General features: G+C 41.3%; 18 protein-coding genes. 4 read left to right on the top strand and 14 right to left on the bottom strand.

All coding sequences use genetic code 11. From position 1 onward, the window contains the following. Positions 1-24: 24 nt before the first annotated feature. Positions 25-1401: a Trk system potassium transporter TrkA gene (gene trkA, locus ND6B_RS14065; protein WP_008112933.1), complete on the top strand. Its 1377-nt coding sequence runs from the start codon at positions 25-27 to the stop codon at positions 1399-1401. 85 nt (positions 1402-1486) lie between these two features. Here trkA and ND6B_RS14070 read toward each other — a convergent pair whose 3' ends face one another. The 9 genes from ND6B_RS14070 to ND6B_RS14110 form a co-directional block, all read right to left on the bottom strand. Next, on the bottom strand, positions 1487-1702 hold the full coding sequence (locus ND6B_RS14070; RefSeq protein WP_016900039.1) for an EF-hand domain-containing protein: 216 nt from the start codon (positions 1700-1702) through the stop codon (positions 1487-1489). Positions 1703-1766: 64 nt separating this feature from the next. Then, positions 1767-1979, bottom strand: a complete 213-nt coding sequence (locus tag ND6B_RS14075) for a calmodulin (protein WP_033102902.1) — start codon at positions 1977-1979, stop codon at positions 1767-1769. A 138-nt stretch (positions 1980-2117) separates the two neighbouring features. Further along, positions 2118-2330 carry an EF-hand domain-containing protein gene (locus ND6B_RS14080; RefSeq protein ID WP_013463659.1) on the bottom strand — a complete coding sequence of 71 codons (213 nt, stop codon included), beginning with the start codon at positions 2328-2330 and terminating at the stop codon, positions 2118-2120. 69 nt (positions 2331-2399) lie between these two features. Further along, positions 2400-2612 (bottom strand): EF-hand domain-containing protein, encoded by a 213-nt coding sequence (locus ND6B_RS14085; protein ID WP_013463658.1) that lies wholly within the window; start codon positions 2610-2612, stop codon positions 2400-2402. A gap of 513 nt (positions 2613-3125) precedes the next feature. Further along, the gene (locus tag ND6B_RS14090) at positions 3126-3788 is read right to left on the bottom strand and encodes a flagellar brake domain-containing protein (RefSeq protein ID WP_016900037.1); all 663 of its coding nucleotides are present in this window, start codon (positions 3786-3788) and stop codon (positions 3126-3128) included. Between the two features lie 24 nt (positions 3789-3812). Next, entirely contained in the window at positions 3813-5264 is a 1452-nt protein-coding gene (locus ND6B_RS14095; RefSeq protein ID WP_013463656.1) for a TrkH family potassium uptake protein, read from the bottom strand. 93 nt (positions 5265-5357) lie between these two features. Further along, positions 5358-5972: a YigZ family protein gene (locus tag ND6B_RS14100; protein ID WP_033102901.1), complete on the bottom strand. Its 615-nt coding sequence runs from the start codon at positions 5970-5972 to the stop codon at positions 5358-5360. Between the two features lie 98 nt (positions 5973-6070). Continuing rightward, positions 6071-7393, bottom strand: coding sequence for a Xaa-Pro dipeptidase (gene pepQ, locus ND6B_RS14105; protein WP_013463654.1), 1323 nt, complete (start codon positions 7391-7393; stop codon positions 6071-6073). 117 nt (positions 7394-7510) lie between these two features. Continuing rightward, positions 7511-9397 (bottom strand): lytic transglycosylase domain-containing protein, encoded by a 1887-nt coding sequence (locus tag ND6B_RS14110; protein WP_033102900.1) that lies wholly within the window; start codon positions 9395-9397, stop codon positions 7511-7513. Between the two features lie 303 nt (positions 9398-9700). Between ND6B_RS14110 and fadB the strand changes: the two genes are divergently transcribed. From fadB to tusA, 3 genes are all read left to right on the top strand, one after another. Then, a complete protein-coding gene (gene fadB, locus ND6B_RS14115; RefSeq protein WP_033102899.1) occupies positions 9701-11860 on the top strand; it encodes a fatty acid oxidation complex subunit alpha FadB in 2160 nt (719 codons plus the stop codon). Between the two features lie 4 nt (positions 11861-11864). Continuing rightward, the gene (gene fadA, locus ND6B_RS14120; RefSeq protein ID WP_033102898.1) at positions 11865-13034 is read left to right on the top strand and encodes an acetyl-CoA C-acyltransferase FadA; all 1170 of its coding nucleotides are present in this window, start codon (positions 11865-11867) and stop codon (positions 13032-13034) included. 249 nt (positions 13035-13283) lie between these two features. After that, positions 13284-13523: a sulfurtransferase TusA gene (gene tusA / locus ND6B_RS14125; protein WP_008112953.1), complete on the top strand. Its 240-nt coding sequence runs from the start codon at positions 13284-13286 to the stop codon at positions 13521-13523. Between the two features lie 145 nt (positions 13524-13668). Here tusA and ND6B_RS14130 read toward each other — a convergent pair whose 3' ends face one another. The 5 genes from ND6B_RS14130 to recF form a co-directional block, all read right to left on the bottom strand. Continuing rightward, the gene (locus tag ND6B_RS14130; RefSeq protein WP_024601485.1) at positions 13669-14121 is read right to left on the bottom strand and encodes a hypothetical protein; all 453 of its coding nucleotides are present in this window, start codon (positions 14119-14121) and stop codon (positions 13669-13671) included. Between the two features lie 79 nt (positions 14122-14200). Further along, on the bottom strand, positions 14201-16270 hold the full coding sequence (gene glyS, locus ND6B_RS14135) for a glycine--tRNA ligase subunit beta (protein ID WP_033102897.1): 2070 nt from the start codon (positions 16268-16270) through the stop codon (positions 14201-14203). Positions 16271-16272: 2 nt separating this feature from the next. Continuing rightward, on the bottom strand, positions 16273-17175 hold the full coding sequence (glyQ, locus tag ND6B_RS14140) for a glycine--tRNA ligase subunit alpha (protein ID WP_013463645.1): 903 nt from the start codon (positions 17173-17175) through the stop codon (positions 16273-16275). Positions 17176-17317: 142 nt separating this feature from the next. Continuing rightward, positions 17318-19744 (bottom strand): DNA topoisomerase (ATP-hydrolyzing) subunit B, encoded by a 2427-nt coding sequence (gyrB, locus tag ND6B_RS14145; RefSeq protein ID WP_013463644.1) that lies wholly within the window; start codon positions 19742-19744, stop codon positions 17318-17320. A gap of 12 nt (positions 19745-19756) precedes the next feature. After that, positions 19757-20851: a DNA replication/repair protein RecF gene (gene recF / locus ND6B_RS14150; protein WP_016900030.1), complete on the bottom strand. Its 1095-nt coding sequence runs from the start codon at positions 20849-20851 to the stop codon at positions 19757-19759. Between the last annotated feature and the right edge of the window lie 13 nt (positions 20852-20864).

Raw genomic sequence — 20864 nt, 5'->3', positions numbered from 1 at the left:
TAGTATTAATAATACGGGTACATAATGAAAATAATCATACTCGGTGCTGGGCAAGTTGGCGGCACACTCGCAGAAAACCTAGTGGGTGAACAAAACGAAATAACCGTAGTTGATATCGACGGTAACCGCTTGCGCGAACTGCAAGATAAATACGATTTACAAGGTGTTGCAGGCCATGGCGCTCACCCCGACGTGTTAAGTCGCGCAGGGGCTGAAGATGCCGATATGATTATCGCGGTGACCAGCTCAGATGAAGTTAACATGGTAGCATGCCAAGTTGCCTACAGTATTTTTAATACACCGACCAAAATAGCCCGTATTCGCTCTGAGCAGTATTTAAAATACCGCGAAAAACTATTCCATAATGATGACTTACCTGTCGATCATTATATTGCCCCAGAAGCACTCGTTACTAAGTATATTCGCCGCCTAATAGACTACCCAGGCGCATTACAGGTGCTACAATTTGCCGATGGCATGCTCTCTTTAGTGGCTGTAAAAGCCTACTATGGCGGCTTATTGGTAGGCTATGCCCTATCTACACTTAAGCAGCATATTCCTAATGTTGAAACTCGGGTAGCCGCTATTTACCGCCAAGGTAAAGCGATAAAACCCTTAGGCACCACCGTAATAGAAGCCGACGATGAAGTATTTTTTATTGCCGCAACCAAACACATTCGTGCGGTAATGAACGAGCTACAAAAGCTGGAACGCTCGTATAAAAAAATCATGATTGCCGGTGGCGGTAATATTGGTGCAGGCCTAGCCCGTTCACTGGAAAGAAACCACAGCGTTAAGTTACTAGAGCGAAGTAAAGAGCGTGCCGAACAGCTTTCTGAAATGCTCGACAACACCGTGGTATTTTGTGGTGATGCATCCGATCAAGAGCTGCTCTCTGAAGAACATATTGAACAGGTCGATGTGTTCATTGCCGTTACCAACGACGATGAAGTAAATATAATGTCGGCTATGCTCGCAAAACGCATGGGGGCACAAAAAACCATGGTACTTATTCAACGAGGCGCTTACGTTGATTTAGTGCAGGGCGGCGAAATTGATATTGCGATTTCACCACAACAAGCAACTATTTCTGCGTTGCTGACTCACGTGCGCCGTGGTGATATTGTAAACGTGTACTCGTTGCGTAAAGGGGCTGCAGAAGCCATAGAAGCGGTTGCCCATGGTGATGAAAATACCTCTAAAGTGGTAGGTCGCGCAATTGCCGATATTAAATTGCCTGCAGGTACCACAATAGGTGCAATTGTGCGAAATGACGATGTACTGATTGCCCATGACGATACAATTATTTTGTCAGGCGATCATGTAATCATGTTCTTAATTGATAAAAAGCACATTAACGTGGTTGAAAAGTTATTCCAAGTTAGCGCTATTTTTCTATAATTAAACTGCTTGAGTTAAGTAATCAACAAACACAAAAAAGCCGCTGACTATTAAGCGGCTTTAGTGGAGTATGATGAGTTAATACTTATTGTACTCTTGCAAACTCTTCTTTAGAAAGTTCACCATTTCCGTCAGTATCTAAGTCATCAAAAATGTTCATTAGTTGTTTATTAGCGGCGGCTTCCTGCTGGCTAATTACACCATCGCCATTACTATCAAAAGAGGCAAAATCTACCGCTGCATAAGCTGCTGATGATGACGCTAATACTAAAATCGCAAGTGTTGTGTTTAATGCTTTCATAATAAGTCTCCTATAAGAGGGAAATCCTTTTCTGAGATCCCTGTGCAATGAAAAAAGTCAAAAATTAAAAGTTTGCAAACTCAGCTTTAGAAAGCTCATCATTACCGTCAGTATCAAGCTCAGTAAATGCGGCTGTTAAATCAGCGTTTACAGCGGCTTCGCTTTGACTAATAGCACCGTTACCATCAGTATCAAGCATGTCAAAGTCGCTTGCTGCAAAAGCAGCTGATGAAGAAGCTAGCGCGATAAGTGCAAATGTTTTATGTAATGTTTTCATAATTTAATCCTTCAAAATGTAATGCAATGGTCTATCAAAAAATTGTGTCTGGCTATCACGGTCCTTGTTATTCTCTTTCATAGGCTTCCTTGCCTATTTAGGTTGTCTTTGGCAACTCAGAATATACTTAGCCTTGCCTTATGCTTTCGAAAATTCTTCTTTTGATAGCTCACCGTTTTGGTCAGTATCAAGCTCTGAGAACATGCTCATTAATTTTGCATCAACCGATGCTTCGCTTTGGCTAATAGCGCCGTTACCGTCGGTATCTAGTGTGTCAAAGTCGCTCGCTGCAAAGGCAGCTGATGAAGAAGCAAGAGCGATAAGTGCAAATGTTTTGTGTAATGTTTTCATAATGAGTATTCCTTAAATCGTTTAAATAATGGGGGAGCTTTTAACTCCCAAAACTTTAATAGCTTAGGGTTATGCTTTAGAGAACTCTTGTTTTGATAACTCACCGTTTTGGTCAGTATCAAGCTCTGAAAACATGCTCATTAATTTTGCATCAACCGATGCTTCGCTTTGACTGATTGCGCCGTTGCCGTCAACGTCTAGCGTGTCAAAGTCGCTTGCTGCAAAAGCGGCTGATGATGAAGCTAATGCGATAAGTGCTAAAGTTTTATTAATGCTTTTCATAATCAATCTTCCTTCAAAGTTTATGTTTTATGCGATTAAGTGTTTTACTTTAAATCACGTTTCGTTCTATACAGCCTGACTATTACAACTTCGATGCCAAAAATATAAAAACCATAATTTTCAATTAATTAACCAGCAACTAGCTGAAAATGGTGCTATTTAACTCGTTATTTTGTTGCTTTTTAGCAACAGTAGATAAGGCAATAAAATTAAAACAATAAAAATCAAAGAGTTGAGTTTAGGTAAAACCCCACACAGTCGGTGAGCAACCGCTAAAAAAGAGGATTAAATAAACAAAAAGGAAGGTGAGTTGAGTTTAATTTTGTTATAAACAAAAAAATTAGAATAAAAAACATATTTAACTAATTGTTTTTAATGAATTTGTAAAATAAATTTGAAATGGCTTTTAAAAATAACAACAACACATGGCTATTTGTTGCAAAAGAGCGAAAATGTTAGAGCTTGTTGATATTTTAGAATTGTAAAATGTTCAGCGTCGAAAGATAACAGGTCTTATACAATTTCAACTTCAAGTGCATTAGGGTCAATGAAGTGATCCCCCATCAGGGCTTTCATTTGCTCTTCACTGGCAAATAATCGAATTCCGCAATATATGCCCTTAGCATGTTTTTTCACACTGCATATTTGCCCTTCGTGCTTTGTATCTTCATCAAACACTACGATGCAACGCATATCTTTAATGTCGTCGATTTCTTGGGTTGTTTTAATATCAAACATAACACCCGTTAACGAAATATCTTTTATAACGCCTTCAAAAGAAGGGCGATCATCCGATAATTTTAACTTGGCTGGAAACAGCGTCGGTATACGCGCTTGCGAGCGCAGTTCAAATAGCTGTACTTGTGAAGGATAGTCGATAAACAATAACTTAGCCGGGTGAGATGCTACAGACATAAGCTGCTGACGAAACGCTAAAACATGCCCACCACTGCCCTCTATAAGCGCTCTTACCACCACCATCACACCATCGCGTAAATAATCACTTGCCATGGGGAGCCGTTTTGCATTGGGGTAATTCAAAATAATAAACTTATTTTCTAATAAGCCTATAAACTCTGTTTTTACGCGTCGGCTACTCGTGGGGGTGAGGATTTCTAAATCAACTATGCCACCCGTGACGATTTGGTTTAACTTTTCCAAATTGGTTTTTCGCATATTTCCTTCCTGATATTTATAACGTTATCCACGCCAAAATGTTGGGGTAAATAGCACAAGTAAGGTAAATATCTCTAAACGACCAAATACCATTGCCACGGTTAATATCCATTTTGCAGTATCGGTAATAGCGCCATAATGAGAAGCAACATCACCTAAACCAGGCCCAAGGTTATTTAAACACGCTGCCGTTGCTGAGAATGCCGTTATATTGTCTAACCCGGTGCCCATTAACGCTAACATAATAATAATAAAGACTAGTGCATAAGCCGAGAAAAAACCCCATACCGCTTCAACTACTTTATCTGGTAGCGCCTTTCGTCCTAACTTTATAGAGTATATAGCTCGAGGATGCACTAAGCGGTTTAGCTCTCGCACCCCTTGTAGATAAAGTAAAAACACGCGCACTACTTTCATACCGCCACCAGTTGAACCAGCACAGCCACCAATAAAACTAGAGAATATTAATAAAATAGGTAAAAACAAAGGCCAAGCAGAAAAGTTATCTGTGGCAAATCCTGCGGTGCTGCTTATAGATACAGCTTGAAACAATGCCTGATCGAGGGTTTCATCGCCATTGGCATAAACATCGTGAGATGAAAGTACCGTGAAACAAATCACCACCAGCGCGAGCTGAATACATAGAAACACTTTGAATTCAGGGTCACGAATGTAGACACTAATATTACGACTCGCTACAGCAGCATAATGCAGAGAAAAGTTAATGGCTGCGATAATTAAAAAGAACACACAAATAAAGTTAATTACTGGGCTATCAAAATGCCCCATTGAAGCGTCATAAGTAGAAAAACCACCAATGGCCACCGTAGAAAAAGCATGGCAAATTGCATCAAACCAATTCATGCCAGCGCTCCAATACGCCAAAGTACATGCCAGGGTAATAGACACATAAATATACCAAAGGTGTTTAGCGGTGTCGGCTATACGCGGGGTCATTTTGGAATCTTTTACGGGGCCTGGAATCTCAGCCCGATACAACTGCATACCACCTACGCCAAGCATTGGCAGGATTGCTACCGCTAATACAATGATCCCCATACCACCAAACCACTGTAATTGTTGGCGATAAAACAAGACCGATTTAGGCAGATACTCTATGCCGGTCAGTACGGTAGCCCCTGTTGTGGTTAAGCCAGAAAAGGCCTCAAACACGGCGTCGGCTAAAGAGAGGTTGGGTTCTTGTAAAAATACCAGCGGTAAGGAGGCAAACGCGCCTAGTACTAGCCAAAACAAAACCACGATTAAAAAGCCTTCGCGGGCTTTTAAATCGCCATGCTCATGCCTATTTGGGTAATAAGCCATTAAGCCAATAACAACACTGAATATAAAGGCTAAAACAAACGGCACCCCTCCACCATCTTTATAAATTAAAGACACTAGCGCTGGTGGCACCATAGTAATACTGAATAGCGCAACCAATTGGCCAAGAATTTTTATGATGGTACGAAATTGCATTGAGCGTATCGCTTTTTTATTAGTAAATTAAAATAACTACTGTATGACTCGAAATTTAATGTTTAATCATTAAATGGGATGAATGTAAGACTATTACTCTTTGATTGTTAACTCAACTGCGCCGTGGCTTAAATCAAAAATATCTTTGATGGCTTGCTGCGCTTGGCGACTATCAATGGTAATAGTCCACTCAATATTTGCAGTAAACTGCTTTTCAATATTAAGTACCTGAAAGTTCGTTTTTAAATGTTGCTCTATCGCCCCTTGCATACTGTATTCACTAAAGCCCACTAGCTCAGCGCTCGGCACTTTCACCACGGTTTGTAGTTTTGCTAAGGCATTATTGAGTGAACCACCATAAGCACGCACCAGCCCACCCGTACCGAGCTTTATACCTCCAAAGTAACGTGTTACCACAGCGGTCACTTCACCTAAGCCTGAGCCCACTAGCACATTGAGCATGGGTTTACCGGCGGTGCCATTGGGCTCCCCGTCATCAGAAAAGCCATAAACATGGCTGCCCCCTGGGTTACCTGCAACATGTGCCCAGCAATTGTGGCGTGCATCACTATATTTTTCTTCAATATTTTTAATAAAGGCTTTCGCAGCATTTAGATCGGACGTGTGACCTATATGAACAATGAAGGTACTTTTTTTAATTTCTTCTTGATGAAATACAGCTTCGGCTGGGTATTTATATTCAGACATAGCACTTACTTAGGCTTTAATTAAAAAAATGGGGCCAAAAGGCCCCTTTGTATCCGTTTATTTTAGCGCGTATTGACTAACTCGTCTTTAATAAGGATTTAGTCGAGTAATAAATTACGCGTCATATTTTCTAGGCTATCTTCGTGAACAATAATATTGTCCTCGATACGAATACCGCCAAAAGGTTTAAACGCCTCGACTTTTTCCCAGTTAATAAACTGCTTATTGTCTGTTTGTGCTAAATCACCCAATAAAGAGTCAATAAAGTACAGACCTGGCTCAATAGTAAACACTTGGTTTTTCTCAATTAAGCGAGTACAGCGTAAAAATGGATGGCCTTCTGGTGGCGCTTGATGTGCGCCTGTTTCATCACGCATAAAACCACCCACATCGTGAACCTGTGCACCTAAATGATGCCCGAGTCCATGTGGGAAGAAAGTTGAGGTAATTTGACGCTCAACAATTTCCGCTGCAGGTAGTTTAACAATATCAAAATCACTTAATAGCTGAGCAATACGGTTATGGCAATCAATATGCAGATCGCCATACAGTAAACCAGGCTTTAAGCTTTTTCCTAACTCAATTTGATGCGCCGTCATAGCGTTAACTAAGTCAGCAAACTCACCTTGCTTTTTAAAGTCGTAGGTACGGGTAATATCCGCAGCGTAACCATTAAAATTAGCGCCCGCATCAATTAAAAATGAATTGTGCGTTTGTGGTGCTTTTGGCTCAAAATGGGTGTAGTGCAAAATAGCGCAGTTTTCGTTAAGGGCCACAATGTTGCCATACGGCATTTCGTTTTCACTTTGACGCGTTGCCATTAAGTAAGCTTGCTGAATATCAAACTCGCTACCACCATTAAAAAAAGCATCACGCGCTGCTTTATGGCCATCAACCGCAATACGGTTCGCATTACGTAAACACTCAAGCTCATATTGCGTTTTATAAGCGCGGTGGTAATGAATATAGTTAAGTACTGGCTCAGGGTTCATAATACTAAAGCCAAGTGCTTGTGCTACTTCGAGGTATTCACCAATGTAAGCAAATTTAGCTTTATCGTAAGGTAGTAGCTTTTCAACCTGATCAGGTTGTAATAACAATTCAATATCGAAATACTCTGCCCAAAAATCTCTAGGCTCATCAGGTACTTTATGCCAAAAATCAATTGGACGATAAAAAATAAGTTTTGGCTTATCGCTACCATTTACCACAATCCAGCAATGCGGATTATCAATAACCGGTAACCACGCTTTAAAATGAGGGTTAACTTTAAACGGGTAATACATATCATCTAAAAATTGGCGCTTAGCTTGGCCTGAATGAATGACTAATCCTTCTAACCCTTCTTGCTCACAAATAGTACGTGTACGCTGCTGCAATGTTGCAATATGTTCGGCGTATAAAACGGCTAATTTTTCCATAATAAACCCATCTGTTAAATTTAACTTGCTTTGAGTCTACCACTTATACACAAAGCGCTCAAAAAAGAGGGATACTTACTGTGTAAATATCCCTCTGTGGTTGTAGATTTATTTTTACTATCCGCCCATCGTCATTTCTAATAGGGGGGCTAGAAGGTTTCCCTCTCGACCAAGGCGAGTATGATAAACCTGCCGATAAGCAAATACATTTTTTACATAATCTCGGGTTTCTCTATAAGGAATAAGTTCAACCCATAGCTCAGCCGGCATTGCTTCTTCTGGTAACCAACGCTTAATACGATGGTACCCAGCGTTATAAGATGCTGTAGCTAACACCTCATTGCCGTGGTTTTTCTTTTTTAAATACTGTAAATAACGAGTCCCGAGACGAATGTTGGTTTTTGGTTGATACAAACGACGATTAGAAACCGTGCCTTTATTAATATACTTTGCCGTACTCGGTAATAGCTGCATTAACCCGCGTGCATTTGCATGGGAGCGCGCATCAGGCGCAAATGAGCTTTCGCGACGTGCAATTGCAATACTCCACGTTAGGTCAATTTTGCTTCGCTTGCTGTAACGCTCAAACATTTCTTGAAATGCAAAAGGGAAACGCAAATCCACATAATCCCATGCTTTTATTTTTGCTAGGGTGAATATAGTGCTATCAAACCAATCCAGCTCTGCCGCGAGTACCGACGCAGCTAGTTTTTCGTCATCTGCTGAGGTATCAGTTAAATAATTCCACTCGCGTCGAGCGGCAGTAAAGCGCTCTAACTCATACAAGGCTTTGGCACGCTTAAAGCCCGGTGCGTTACTCACTCTTGTTACTAAAGCTTGATTTACATTAACGGGCAACTCATTTAAATCAACCGGTATGCCCAAACGCGCAGCGGCTAAAAAACCATAATAATCACGGTTAGCGGCCACTTTAGTCCAAATTGCCTTAGCTTTTTCATGATCTGAACGCTTGGCATAACTATAAGCAAGCCAATACTGTTGCCCTAAGCTAAGATTTTCTTTACCTGTAAAAAATGCCGCAATTCCCTCCCAATCTTGGGTTTTGAGTAGATTAGCTAACTGCCATTGCATTAATTTACGATCTTGGCGCTCTTTGGGTACTTTATTTAAATAGAAGCTAGCTTGGCTATGGCCGCTCGACGCCAATGAAAGCGCAAAGGTATAATATACATCCGCTTTTTCATCATCAGTGTAATCAAATAACCCCTCAATTTTTTGCCATGCCTTTAATGCCAACTCTTTATCACGCCAAATTAAACGCTTAATACCATAAAGCGCTATTTCACCCTCTTTCACTGTTTTGCGCTTATAACGGTATAACCCCGCCGCTGCACTTGGGTCACGTCTTACTTTTGAGTATAAATCGGCTAAGTAGCGCTCATTGGCTGGCAACAATGTTTTTAAATAAGGCAGTAAACGATAAGACCCACCTTGTGCCGCTAAAGTGACACGTTGCCAAACAACATCGGGCGTTAAATAACCATTTTGACGCCAGCGTTTAAAAAGGCCATCGCATTCACTTGGCTGCGACTCACCCACTGTCCATAAGTCGGTTACCTGATTGAGTATTGCTTTTTTAGGCGCACCAAGATCAAGCTGAAAAGTAAGGTGGGTACAAGTAAGCTCACTGTCAGAGGTTTCACGGTAGTTTTTAATAAACGCTGCTTTTTGATTTCTGCGTTTTAAATAGTTTAACCATGCTTTACGCACTGGCCACTCTAATGGCGTATGTTCATAAACAGTGAGAAAATTTTCTATCTCTGTTTGGTGGGCTAAGCTGGGGTAACGTTCCCAATAGGCTTTTTCAACATACGGTTTAAGCGGATGAGACAATGAATCCACCGCTTCTTTAAAATTTTGATAATTGCCATAGCGCGCCTGTTTTTCAGCGTCTAAAAATGCATCAATATCAGTTTTCGCGTTAGCAGAGGGGAAAGAGAAAAATAGAGTCGCTGCCGCTACGCTTAATAAGTATTTTTTCATAATGTCCTTTAGGGCATAGTAACCTTCAAGGCTGACGAAGTGTGGCGAAGAGTAAGTAAACAACAGCACATACACAGCTGTACTATTTATTCTAATAAAACCCAAGCTATGAACACTAAGACAGCGCAATAAAATGAATAAAGAAAACTTTCAAACCCACCTTAGCACCAAACCAGCTATATTTTAACCAGACGTTTGTAACCAAGATAAATTTTTCGTTGCATTTTTAATTTAAAGCAAGCACACTGGTCTGAATATGAACTCATCGTACCAGTCTTAGTTCATCAACTAGGGAGAATAATAATGTTATATAAAAGCGATTCCTTTGAAGTTAGCTTCGTGAAGGAAAACATCGCCGAGTTTAAGTTTTGTGCTACAGGTTCTGTAAACACATTATCTCAACAAACTCTTTCAGATTGCGCGGCAGCATTAAAAGAATTAGCCGCTAACGCTGATATTAAAGGCATGATTTTTACCAGTGATAAAGACCACTTTATTATTGGTGCAGATATCTTCGAATTTTTACCTACTTTTACTAAACCTGAAGCAGAATTAGTAACGTGGATCAAAAATGCAACTGACGTTTTTGATGCAATTGAAGATTTACCATTCCCAACACTAAGTGTTATAAACGGCTTGGCGCTTGGCGGCGGCTGTGAGTGGGCACTTGCTACCGATTATCGTGTTGCAAGTGACTCAGCAAAAATGGGTTTACCAGAAGTTAAATTAGGCATAATGCCTGGATTTGGCGGCACAGTGCGCCTTCCGCGCATTATTGGCGCCGATAACGCGATGATGTGGATCACCACAGGTAACGAAAATCGCGCAGCTGATGCCCTTAAAGTAGGTGCGTTTGACGCAGTAGTTAGTGCCAACAAACTACAAGAGTCAAGTATAGCAACATTAGAATTAGCAATTGCTGGCAAGCTAGATTGGCAAGCAAAACGCGCTGTAAAATTACAACCGCTTAAATTAAACCGTGTTGAGCAAGGCATGAGCTTTGCAATGGCAGAAGGTATGGTAATGGGTAAAACCAAAGGCCACTATCCTGCTCCAGTTATGGCCGTTCGCACTATTAAAGCAGCAGCAAACTGCTCACGCGCCGAAGCAATGGCAATTGAAAATGCCAACTTTGCAAAGCTTGCTCGTACCAACGAAGCAGCCGCGCAAACAGGTATCTTTTTAGCGGATCAATACATTAAAGGTAAAGCACGTAAATTTGCTAAGCACAGCGATGTAGAAATTAAACAAGCTGCTGTATTAGGCGCAGGTATTATGGGCGGCGGTATTGCATACCAATCTGCTTATAAAGGTACACCAATCATCATGAAAGACATCCAACAGGATGCACTTGATTTAGGTATGGGTGAAGCGTCTAAGCTATTAGGTGCAAAAGTTAAGCGCGGCCACATGCCGATGGAAAAAATGCTAGCAACGCTTAGCAAAATCAAACCAACGCTTAACGATGCAGACCTACAAAACGCCAATATTATTGTTGAAGCGGTAGTAGAGAACCCTAAAGTGAAGCAAGCCGTACTTGCTGATCTTGAAAAGAATATGCCAGAAGGCACTGTGCTCACGTCAAATACATCGACTATTTGTATTGACCTACTTGCAGAAGCACTTGAAAAACCAGAAAACTTCTGTGGTATGCACTTTTTCAACCCAGTACCAAAAATGCCATTAGTAGAAATTATCCGTGGTGCAAAAACCTCAGATAAAACCATTAATGCCGTGGTTGATTACGCACTTAAACTAGGTAAATCGCCGATTGTTGTTAACGATTGCCCAGGCTTTTTTGTAAACCGTGTTTTATTCCCTTACTTTGCAGGCTTTAGCAAATTAGTGGTTGAAGGCGCTAACTTTGCAAAAGTAGATAAAGTCATGGAAAACATATTTGGCTGGCCTATGGGTCCGGCTTACCTACTTGATGTAGTCGGTATTGATACTGCTTTCCATTGTACTGGCGTAATGGCAGACGGCTTCCCTGAACGTATGGCACGTGCAGAGAAAGATCCAGTGACTGTTTTTGCTAACGAAAAACGTTTTGGTCAAAAGAACAAAGCAGGTTTTTACAAGTATGAAACAGACCGTCGCGGTCGTCTTAAAAAATCGCATGACCAAACAGCGATTGAACTACTTGCACCAATTACAGACGCACCAAAAGAATTTGATAAACAAGAAATCATTGACCGTTGTATGATCCCAATGATCAACGAAGTGCTACTTTGTTTACAAGAAGGCATTGTTGCTTCTCCTCAAGAAGCTGATATGGCACTTGTATACGGTGTTGGTTTCCCTCCATTTAGAGGCGGCGCGTTCCGTTACTTAGATCAAACAGGTTTAGCTAACTTTGTTGCAGCAGCAGACAAATACGCTCACCTAGGTGCGATTTACCAAGTATCAGAGCAAACTCGCAAGTGGGCTGAAGAAGGCCGTGTTTTCTATAAGGTGGAAGGTTAATATCATGAATAATCCAGTAATTGTAGATTGTATCCGCACACCAATGGGTCGCTCAAAAGGCGGCGTATTTAAAAACAAACGTGCGGAAGACTTAAGCGCTCATTTAATGAAAGGCTTATTAGAACGTAATCCAGCAGTTGACCCTGCGTCAATTGACGATATTTATTGGGGTTGTGTACAGCAAACTTTAGAGCAAGGCTTTAACGTTGCACGTAACGCATCTCTACTTGCAGGCATTCCACATTCAGTGCCAGCAACCACAGTTAACCGTTTATGTGGCTCATCAATGCAAGCATTGCATGATGCTGCTCGCGCTATTATGACTGGCGCTGGTGATACTTACCTAATTGGTGGTGTTGAACACATGGGCCACGTACCTATGACTCACGGTAACGACTTTCACCCAGGCTTAGCTACATCAATTGCACAAGCATCTGGCTCTATGGGTTTAACTGCTGAGTACCTTGCTACTATTCACGGTATTAGCCGTGAGCAACAAGATGAGTTTGCTTACCGCTCGCATCAACGTGCACATGCTGCAACAGTTGAAGGGCGTTTCCGCCGCGAAATTTTAGCAATGGAAGGTCACGATGCTGACGGTTCACTTATCCTTGTTGAAGATGATGAAGTAATTCGCCCTGAAACAACGGTTGAAGGTTTATCGCAGCTGCGTCCAGTATTTAACCCTGCTACGGGTTCTGTTACAGCGGGCACATCTTCAGCACTTTCTGATGGCGCATCAGCTATGTTAGTGATGAGCGAAGAAAAAGCAAAAGAACTTGGCTTACCAATTCGTGCATATATTCGCGCGATGGCCGTTGCCGGTTGCGATCCATCAATCATGGGTTACGGCCCAGTACCAGCAAGTAAAAAAGCATTGGCACAAGCTGGTATTACTATTGATGACATCGATGTTGCTGAACTTAACGAAGCATTCGCAGCACAATCACTACCCGTACTTAAAGACTTAGGTTTAGCGGATGTGGTTGACGAAAAAGTGAATTTAAATGGCGGCGCTATCGCACTGGGTCACCCGCTGGGTTGTTCGGGTTCGCGTATTAGCACCTCACTTATTCACTTAATGGAAGACAATAACGCAAAATACGGTTTAGCGACTATGTGTATTGGTTTAGGCCAAGGTATTGCTACTGTATTTGAACGTGTTCAAGACTAATTAGTTTTTAACATGTAAAACCATCTTGGTGATTAAAAGGCGAACTAGCGCAAGTTAGTTCGCCTTTTTTATGCCACCAGCTTTTGCAGGTTTAAAATGAATAATGTGATCGGGTGCATTAAATTTATTTCAGATTATCTATTAATAAGTTGAGCTGTTTTGTTATACGTAAAATAGTTAACCAACAGCTTTATTTGCGCTAAACTACCCGACCTAACCAAGCCACGACTATTTTTACAGGTAATTTTTATGAGCTTTGATAACCCCGATCACCAATTAGATGCCATCGGCCTTCGCTGCCCAGAACCTGTGATGATGGTGCGCGCTGCAATTCGCAAAATGAGCGACGGCGAAACACTGCTTATTATTGCCGACGACCCTTCAACCACCCGCGACATTCCCAGCTTTTGTACGTTCATGGATCACACGCTAGTGGCTAAAGAAGTTGAAGAGTCACCGTATAGGTATGTGGTGAAGAAAGGGTTGTAAAGCTATCAGCTATCAGCTATCAGCTATCAGCTATCAGCTATCAGCTATCAGCTCAAAATAAAAAAACCGTGTTTGTTAAATCAAGCACGGTTTTTTATTTTATCTTTAAACTAACGACTAACGACTGACGGCTGACGACTTACAGCTATTTCTTAGTTATCGTCACTTGCGGCTCATCGTAGTCACTAAAATCAATACTGACTATGTACGACCCTTTTATAGCTGGTGTGTAGCTAAAGTAATTATAAATGGTATTACAGTCGGCGCGTGTTGATTGGCCGAGTGTTAGGCTTTGCCCTGATGGCTGTGAATCGCTGTAGCCACAGTTAAAACCTTCACTAAAATCCGCATCCGCTATTTTAAATTCGTACACTTTGCCAGGGGTCGAAAACCTAACTTGGGCTTGGTAAAGCGCAGGCCCAACTTGTTTAAATTGATATTGAGGTTCGGCATCCCATAATGTGAAGTCCCCTCTTAAATAAATACTGCGATCCAATTCTTGCTGCGGCAACACGTCGTTAATTGAAATTTGGCTGGTACAAGCACTCAATAAGCCCACTAAGGCTAACGTGAAAATGCGTTTCATTGGGAGCTTCATAGTGAATCCTCTATTAACTAATATAAATAAAACACTAAAAAGCCAGCATAATGCTGGCTTTTTTAATAGCTGTTAGCTGTTATTTTTTTAATACAGAAATATCTGCAATTTCTAAAAATAACCCACTTAACTGACTTAAAAGCGCAAGGCGGTTTTGCTTAACCGCTTCATCGTCGGCCATTACCATGACATTGTCAAAAAAGTTATCAACACTGTCACGAATGCCAGCTAATTGGCTTAATGCCTCTTGGTAGTTTCCGTCGCTGTATAGTGGCGCTAAGTCGGTAGCAAATTTTGCAACTTGCGCAGCCAGTACTTTTTCTGCGTCGTCACTTAGTAAGCTCTGTTCAACATCACCTTGCGTTGTAATGTTGTTTTTAGCCAGAATATTACTTACACGCTTATTAGCGGCTGCAAGCGATTCTGCGGCGTCTAGAGTGCGGAAATGGCTTACGGCTTTAACTCGGCGGTCAAAATCAACAGGCTTCGTTGGACGGCGCGCAAGTACCGCTTGAATTACATCTACCTCAATGCCTTCATCTTGATACCAAGCACGGAAACGCCCTAGCATAAAGTCAAACACATCCGTTGATACATTTAGGTTAGTCAGCTTTTCACCAAACAAGGTTTGTGATTTAGCAACCAGGTCTAAAATATCAAGTGGTAGCTGCTTTTCTACCATGATACGTAATGCACCAATGGCCGCACGACGAAGTGCAAATGGGTCTTTATCACCTTTTGGTGCTTGGCCTATACCAAAAATACCCACCAGCGTGTCAAACTTATCTGCAATAGCAACTGCACAGCTGATCAAACTCGTTGGTAAGTTATCGCCGGCAAAGCGTGGCATGTACTGCTCGTTTTGCGCAACAGCGACATCTTCAGCTTCACCGTCATGACGTCCGTAATGCATTCCCATTACACCTTGTACGTCGGTAAATTCCATCACCATTTCGGTCATTAAATCGGTTTTACTTAATAAGCCAGCACGCGCTGCTAGTGCTTTATCTGCACCTAGTTGCTCTGCAATGTAACCGGCAAGTTCACTGATACGCTGTGACTTATCTTTAAGTGTGCCCAACTGCTTTTGGAATAAAACGCTGTCTAGCGACTCAAGTCGGCTTTCAAGTGTTTTCTTTTTATCTGTTTCAAAGAAGAACTGCGCATCAGCTAAACGCGGGCGCACTACTTTTTCGTTACCAGAAATAACCACACTTGGATCTTTACTTTCGATGTTAGAAACAAACAAAAACTTATTTAAAAGTTTGCCGTTTTGATCTAATAACGGGAAGTATTTTTGATCGTCTTTCATTGTGTAAATAAGCGCTTCGGCTGGCACATCTAAAAATGCTTCTTCAAATGTAGCTGTTAGCGTTACTGGCCATTCAACCAATGAAGTAACTTCTTCAAGTAAATCTTCATCCATAGCAACTACGGCATTAACTGCTTTTGCTGCGTCTTCTATTTGCGCACGAATTTGTGCTTTACGCTGTTCGTAGTCAGCTATCACGTAAGCTGATTTAAGTACGTCAAACACATCATCAGCATGGTTAATACTAATTTTTTCTGGATGATGAAAACGATGGCCTTGCAGTTGATTGCTCACTTGCTTACCCAGTATCTCACCCTCTATTAGCTCACTACCCAGTAAAATAGTGACTGTATGCACAGGGCGAATAAATTGTGTTTTATTCGCGCCCCAACGCATTGGTTTAGGAATAGGTAATTTAGCAAGCGCTTTACTAATTGCATCAGCCATTAGTAATTTGGTTTCTTGCCCTGCTACTTTAGCAATATGTAATAACCATGCGCCTTTATCGGTTTCGAGTGTTTGCGCATCTTTTACTTCAATTCCACAACCACGAGCCCAACCCATGGCTGCTTTGGTTGGGTTGCCCTCAGCGTCAAATGCCGCTTTAGTTGCAGGGCCTCGTTTTTCAACTTCTTTGTCTTGTTGTTTAGCGTCAAGTGCTTTTACTTGTAAACCTAAACGACGAGGCGATGCATACCAGCTCACACCTTGGTGAGCAAGTTCTAAGCTTTCAAGTTCTGCTGTTAAGTTTGCAGCAAAGGCTTCGGCTAATTTACGAAGTGATTTTGGTGGTAATTCTTCGGTGCCAATTTCTACTAATAAATTTTCTGCTGACATGCTTACTTATCCTTACACAGCGGGAAACCAAGCGCTTCACGTGCATCGTAATAACTTTGTGCACACGCTTTTGATAATGCACGAACGCGTAAAATGTAACGTTGACGCTCGGTCACAGAAATAGCATGACGTGCGTCTAATAAGTTAAATGCGTGCGATGCTTTCATTACTTGCTCGTAGGCAGGTAATGGTAAGTTTGCTTCAATTAACTTTTGGCTTTCTGCTTCGCACTTATCGAACTGTGCAAATAAGTCTTCTACGTTTGCATGTTCAAAATTATAAGTAGACTGCTCTACTTCGTTTTGATGGAATACGTCACCGTAGGTTACGCGCCCTAATGGACCGTCTGCCCATACTAAGTCGTAAATGCTATCTACGCCTTGAATATACATTGCTAAACGCTCTAGGCCGTAGGTAATTTCACCTGTGACCGGTGAGCATTCTAAGCCGCCCACCTGCTGGAAGTAGGTAAACTGGGTTACCTCCATGCCGTTTAACCAAATTTCCCAGCCCAGTCCCCATGCACCCAACGTTGGTGATTCCCAGTTATCTTCTACAAAGCGCACTTCATGAGTGAGGGTATCAATACCCATCGCCGCTAAAGAGCCTAAATAAAGCTCTTGGATATTATCTGGAGATGGCTTTAACACCACTTGGAATTGGTAGTAATGTTGTAAGCGGTTTGGATTCTCACCGTAACGACCATCGGTAGGTCGACGACACGGTTGAACGTAAGCGCTCGACATAGGCTCTGGGCCAATTGATTTTAAAAATGTTTGCGGGTGAAATGTCCCTGCGCCCACTTCCATGTCAAGTGGTTGAATAATGACACAGCCTTGCTGTGCCCAATAATCCTGTAAAGCCAGGATCAAACCTTGAAAGGTTTTAACGTCATATTTTTGCATATTTTGGCTTTTTACTATCTGAGAAGTAGCGTGAAAATTACCCTCAGTATACCTTGTGCACACTCAGGTTTTAAGCAGTTTGTGCAATTGAGAAAATAAAAAAGGAGCCTAAGGCTCCTTTTTTGTGATTAGCATAATTTAATTATACGTCTAAGTTAACCACACGCAGTGCATTCGTTTCTATGAACTCACGACGAGGCTCAACTTGATCGCCCATTAACGTAGCAAATAATTGATCCGCTGCAACAGCATCTTCAATCGTCACTTGCAACATACGGCGTGCGCTTGGATCCATGGTGGTTTCCCAAAGTTGATTTGGGTTCATTTCACCTAGTCCTTTATAGCGTTGAATATAGATCCCACGCTTAGATTCTGCGATCAACCATTCCAATGCATCCACAAAGTTATCAACAGGTTTTGTTTTTTCACCGCGTTGGATGTAAGCACCCTCAGTGATGATATTAGCAATATTTTTACCTGTTACAGCAATACGTTGGTAATCTCTTGAAGTAATAAAGTCATAATGAAGTACATGCGCTTTATCCACACCATGCTGACGAATATTCACAACAGGGTAATATAAATTACGCTCTGTATCGTGCTCAGTACCTGCGTGGAAAATAGTTGCATCTTCATCACGCGCAACTAAGTCATCAACAAGCTCTTTAGTCCAAGCAATTACCTTAGCCTCGTCTGAAAGGTCTTCTTTTTTCAGCTCGCTTTGGTAAATCAAACGGTTCATCACTGTGTTTGGATACTTACGCTTTAAGCGCTCGATAACTTTAACCGTGTTTTGGTAATCATGAACGATTGCTTCTAACGCTTCACCATCAACCGCTTCTGCACTATCACTCGTGTAAAGAGCAGCATTACTTAGCGCTAAAGATGTAAGGTAATCAACTAATGCAGGGTCATCTTTAATATAACGCTCTTGCTTACCTTTTTTCACTTTATAAAGAGGTGGCTGAGCAATATAAATGTAACCACGTTCAACAATTTCCGGCATTTGACGGTAGAAGAACGTTAGTAGCAAGGTACGAATATGAGAGCCATCCACGTCGGCATCGGTCATGATGATGATACGGTGGTAACGTAGTTTTTCTGGGTTATATTCGTCACGGCCAATACCACAACCTAATGCAGTAATTAGCGTTGCCACTTCTTGTGAAGAAAGCATTTTATCAAAACGTGCTTTTTCTACGTTTAAGATTTTACCTTTAAGCGGAAGAATCGCTTGATTCTTACGGTTACGACCCTGCTTGGCTGAACCGCCAGCTGAGTCACCCTCCACTATGTATAGTTCAGATTGGGCTGGATCTTTTTCTTGGCAATCAGCTAATTTACCTGGTAAACCAGCTAAGTCCATAGCGCCTTTACGACGTGTCATTTCACGCGCTTTACGCGCTGCTTCACGGGCGCGTGCTGCATCAATAATTTTGCCAACAACAATTTTTGCATCCAATGGGTTTTCCAATAAAAACTCAGTGAATTTTTCAGCCATTGCTTGCTCAACTGCAGACTTAACTTCGCTAGAAACTAGCTTGTCTTTTGTTTGTGATGAGAACTTTGGATCAGGTACTTTAACACTCACAACTGCAGTTAAGCCTTCACGCGCATCATCGCCCGTTGCATTACTGGTTGTTTTAGCTTTTTTGTTAAAGCCTTCTTTTTCCATGTAGTTATTAAGCGTACGCGTTAGCGCCGATCTAAAACCAGCTAAGTGAGTACCACCATCACGTTGAGGAATATTATTTGTGAAACAGTAAATGTTTTCTTGGAATGCATCATTCCACTGCATTGATACTTCTACACTAATACCATCTTCTTCACGTTCATGAGTAAAATGGAATACCCCTTTATGCACTGGTGTTTTATTGCGGTTTAGGTATTCAACGAATGCTCTGATACCGCCTTCGTACTTAAAGTGGTCGCTTTTATTTTCTTCGCGCTCATCGCTTAATATGATACTTACACCTGAATTCAAAAACGACAGCTCGCGTAAACGCTTTGCTAAAATATCGTAATGAAAATCAAGGTTAGTGAACGTTTCGCCACTTGGCCAAAAACGAATTTCAGTACCATTTGTTTCAGAATCACCAATTACAGCTAGTGGTGCATCAGGTACACCCATAGTGTAAAACTGCTCATGAAGTTTACCTTCACGACGAATGGTTAGTTTTAATTTTTCTGATAATGCATTTACTACCGATACACCAACACCGTGTAAGCCACCTGATACTTTATAAGAGTTATCATCAAACTTACCACCGGCGTGTAGCACCGTCATAATTACTTCAGCTGCAGATACACCTTCTTCTTCATGTATAGAAGTAGGAATACCACGGCCGTTATCTCTTACAGATACCGAACCGTCTAAGTGAATAGTGACATAAATATCATCACAGTGACCCGCTAAGGCCTCATCGATAGAGTTATCAACGACCTCAAACACCATGTGGTGTAAGCCCGTACCATCATCGGTGTCCCCTATATACATACCAGGACGCTTTCTTACTGCATCTAATCCTTTAAGTACTTTAATACTCGACGAATCATAATTCTCAGACATGGTTAATCCCACTTATCTTGTTATTAGGTTGCCATGTTTCACGTGGAACATTTTTAGTTCTCGTTGCATGGGTTCCACCACAGCAGAAATACTTTCAGATAAAATTGAAGAAATAAATATTTGAGAACTACAGTGAGTCAATAACTGGCCCACTTTCTCTTTTGTATCTTCGCTTAGTTCTGAAGGTAGATCATCTATTAGCAATATAGATTGCTTATCTGTCTCTGACTCAATTAAGCTATTTTGCGTTACTTTTAACGCATACAACAATAACTTTAATTGCCCGCGTGAGAATACATTCTCAACACTGCTGCCAGCGACACTAAAACTAAAATCAGCCTTATGAGGGCCTTTACTTGTAAAGCCTTGGCGAGAATCTCGCTCAAAACTTTGCTCTAACGCATCACAAAGAGATTCACTCTCTTTCCAGCCCGCATTGAAGCTAATTTCTAAATCGCGTATTAGCGTTAATTCTGCACACATTTTATCAAAAAATTGCTGCTTAAACCTAGTTATATACGCGATTCTTAATTTATTTATTTGTTCTGCCAGTCTAACAAATTCTTTGTCCCAAAACTTGATTTGGTCAAAATAATTCTTAGGCTTAGATTTTAATAAGGCGTTGCGTTGTTTAAGCACTTTATTAAACGATTGCCATAAGAAAAAAAACTCATGTTCCACGTGGAACAAACCTAAGTCTAAAAATTTTCTGCGCTCCTTAGGACCGCCAAAAAATAGTGAGTAGCTTTCTGGTGTTATTATTTGTACCGGCATTAACTGGGCAAGTTCAGATACTTTTCGACTCGCCTTACCCTGGATTTTTAAATTGGTTTCACCCGCTTGGGTTTTACTAATACCAATAGGGATAGATAAATCGTATAACGCTTTGCGGCCATGAATAACAAACTGATCTTGCTGGTGTGCAATAATACTTTTATGTTTAGAAGTTCGAAAAGATTTGCCGTGAGAAAGGTAATATATAGCCTCTAAAAGGCTGGTTTTTCCGCTGCCGTTTTCACCATAAATTATATTAACGCCATTAACTGGTTCTAGCGTCAGCGCCTCAATATTACGAAAATATTTGAGGCTCAAATGACTTAAGCTCATTATGTATTTATAA

It is taken from the genome of Pseudoalteromonas sp. ND6B, assembly GCF_000764215.1.
Lineage (GTDB): Bacteria > Pseudomonadota > Gammaproteobacteria > Enterobacterales > Alteromonadaceae > Pseudoalteromonas > Pseudoalteromonas tetraodonis.
The sequence above is the reverse complement of the archived record's forward strand: the minus strand, read 5'-3'. Positions and strand labels throughout refer to the sequence as shown.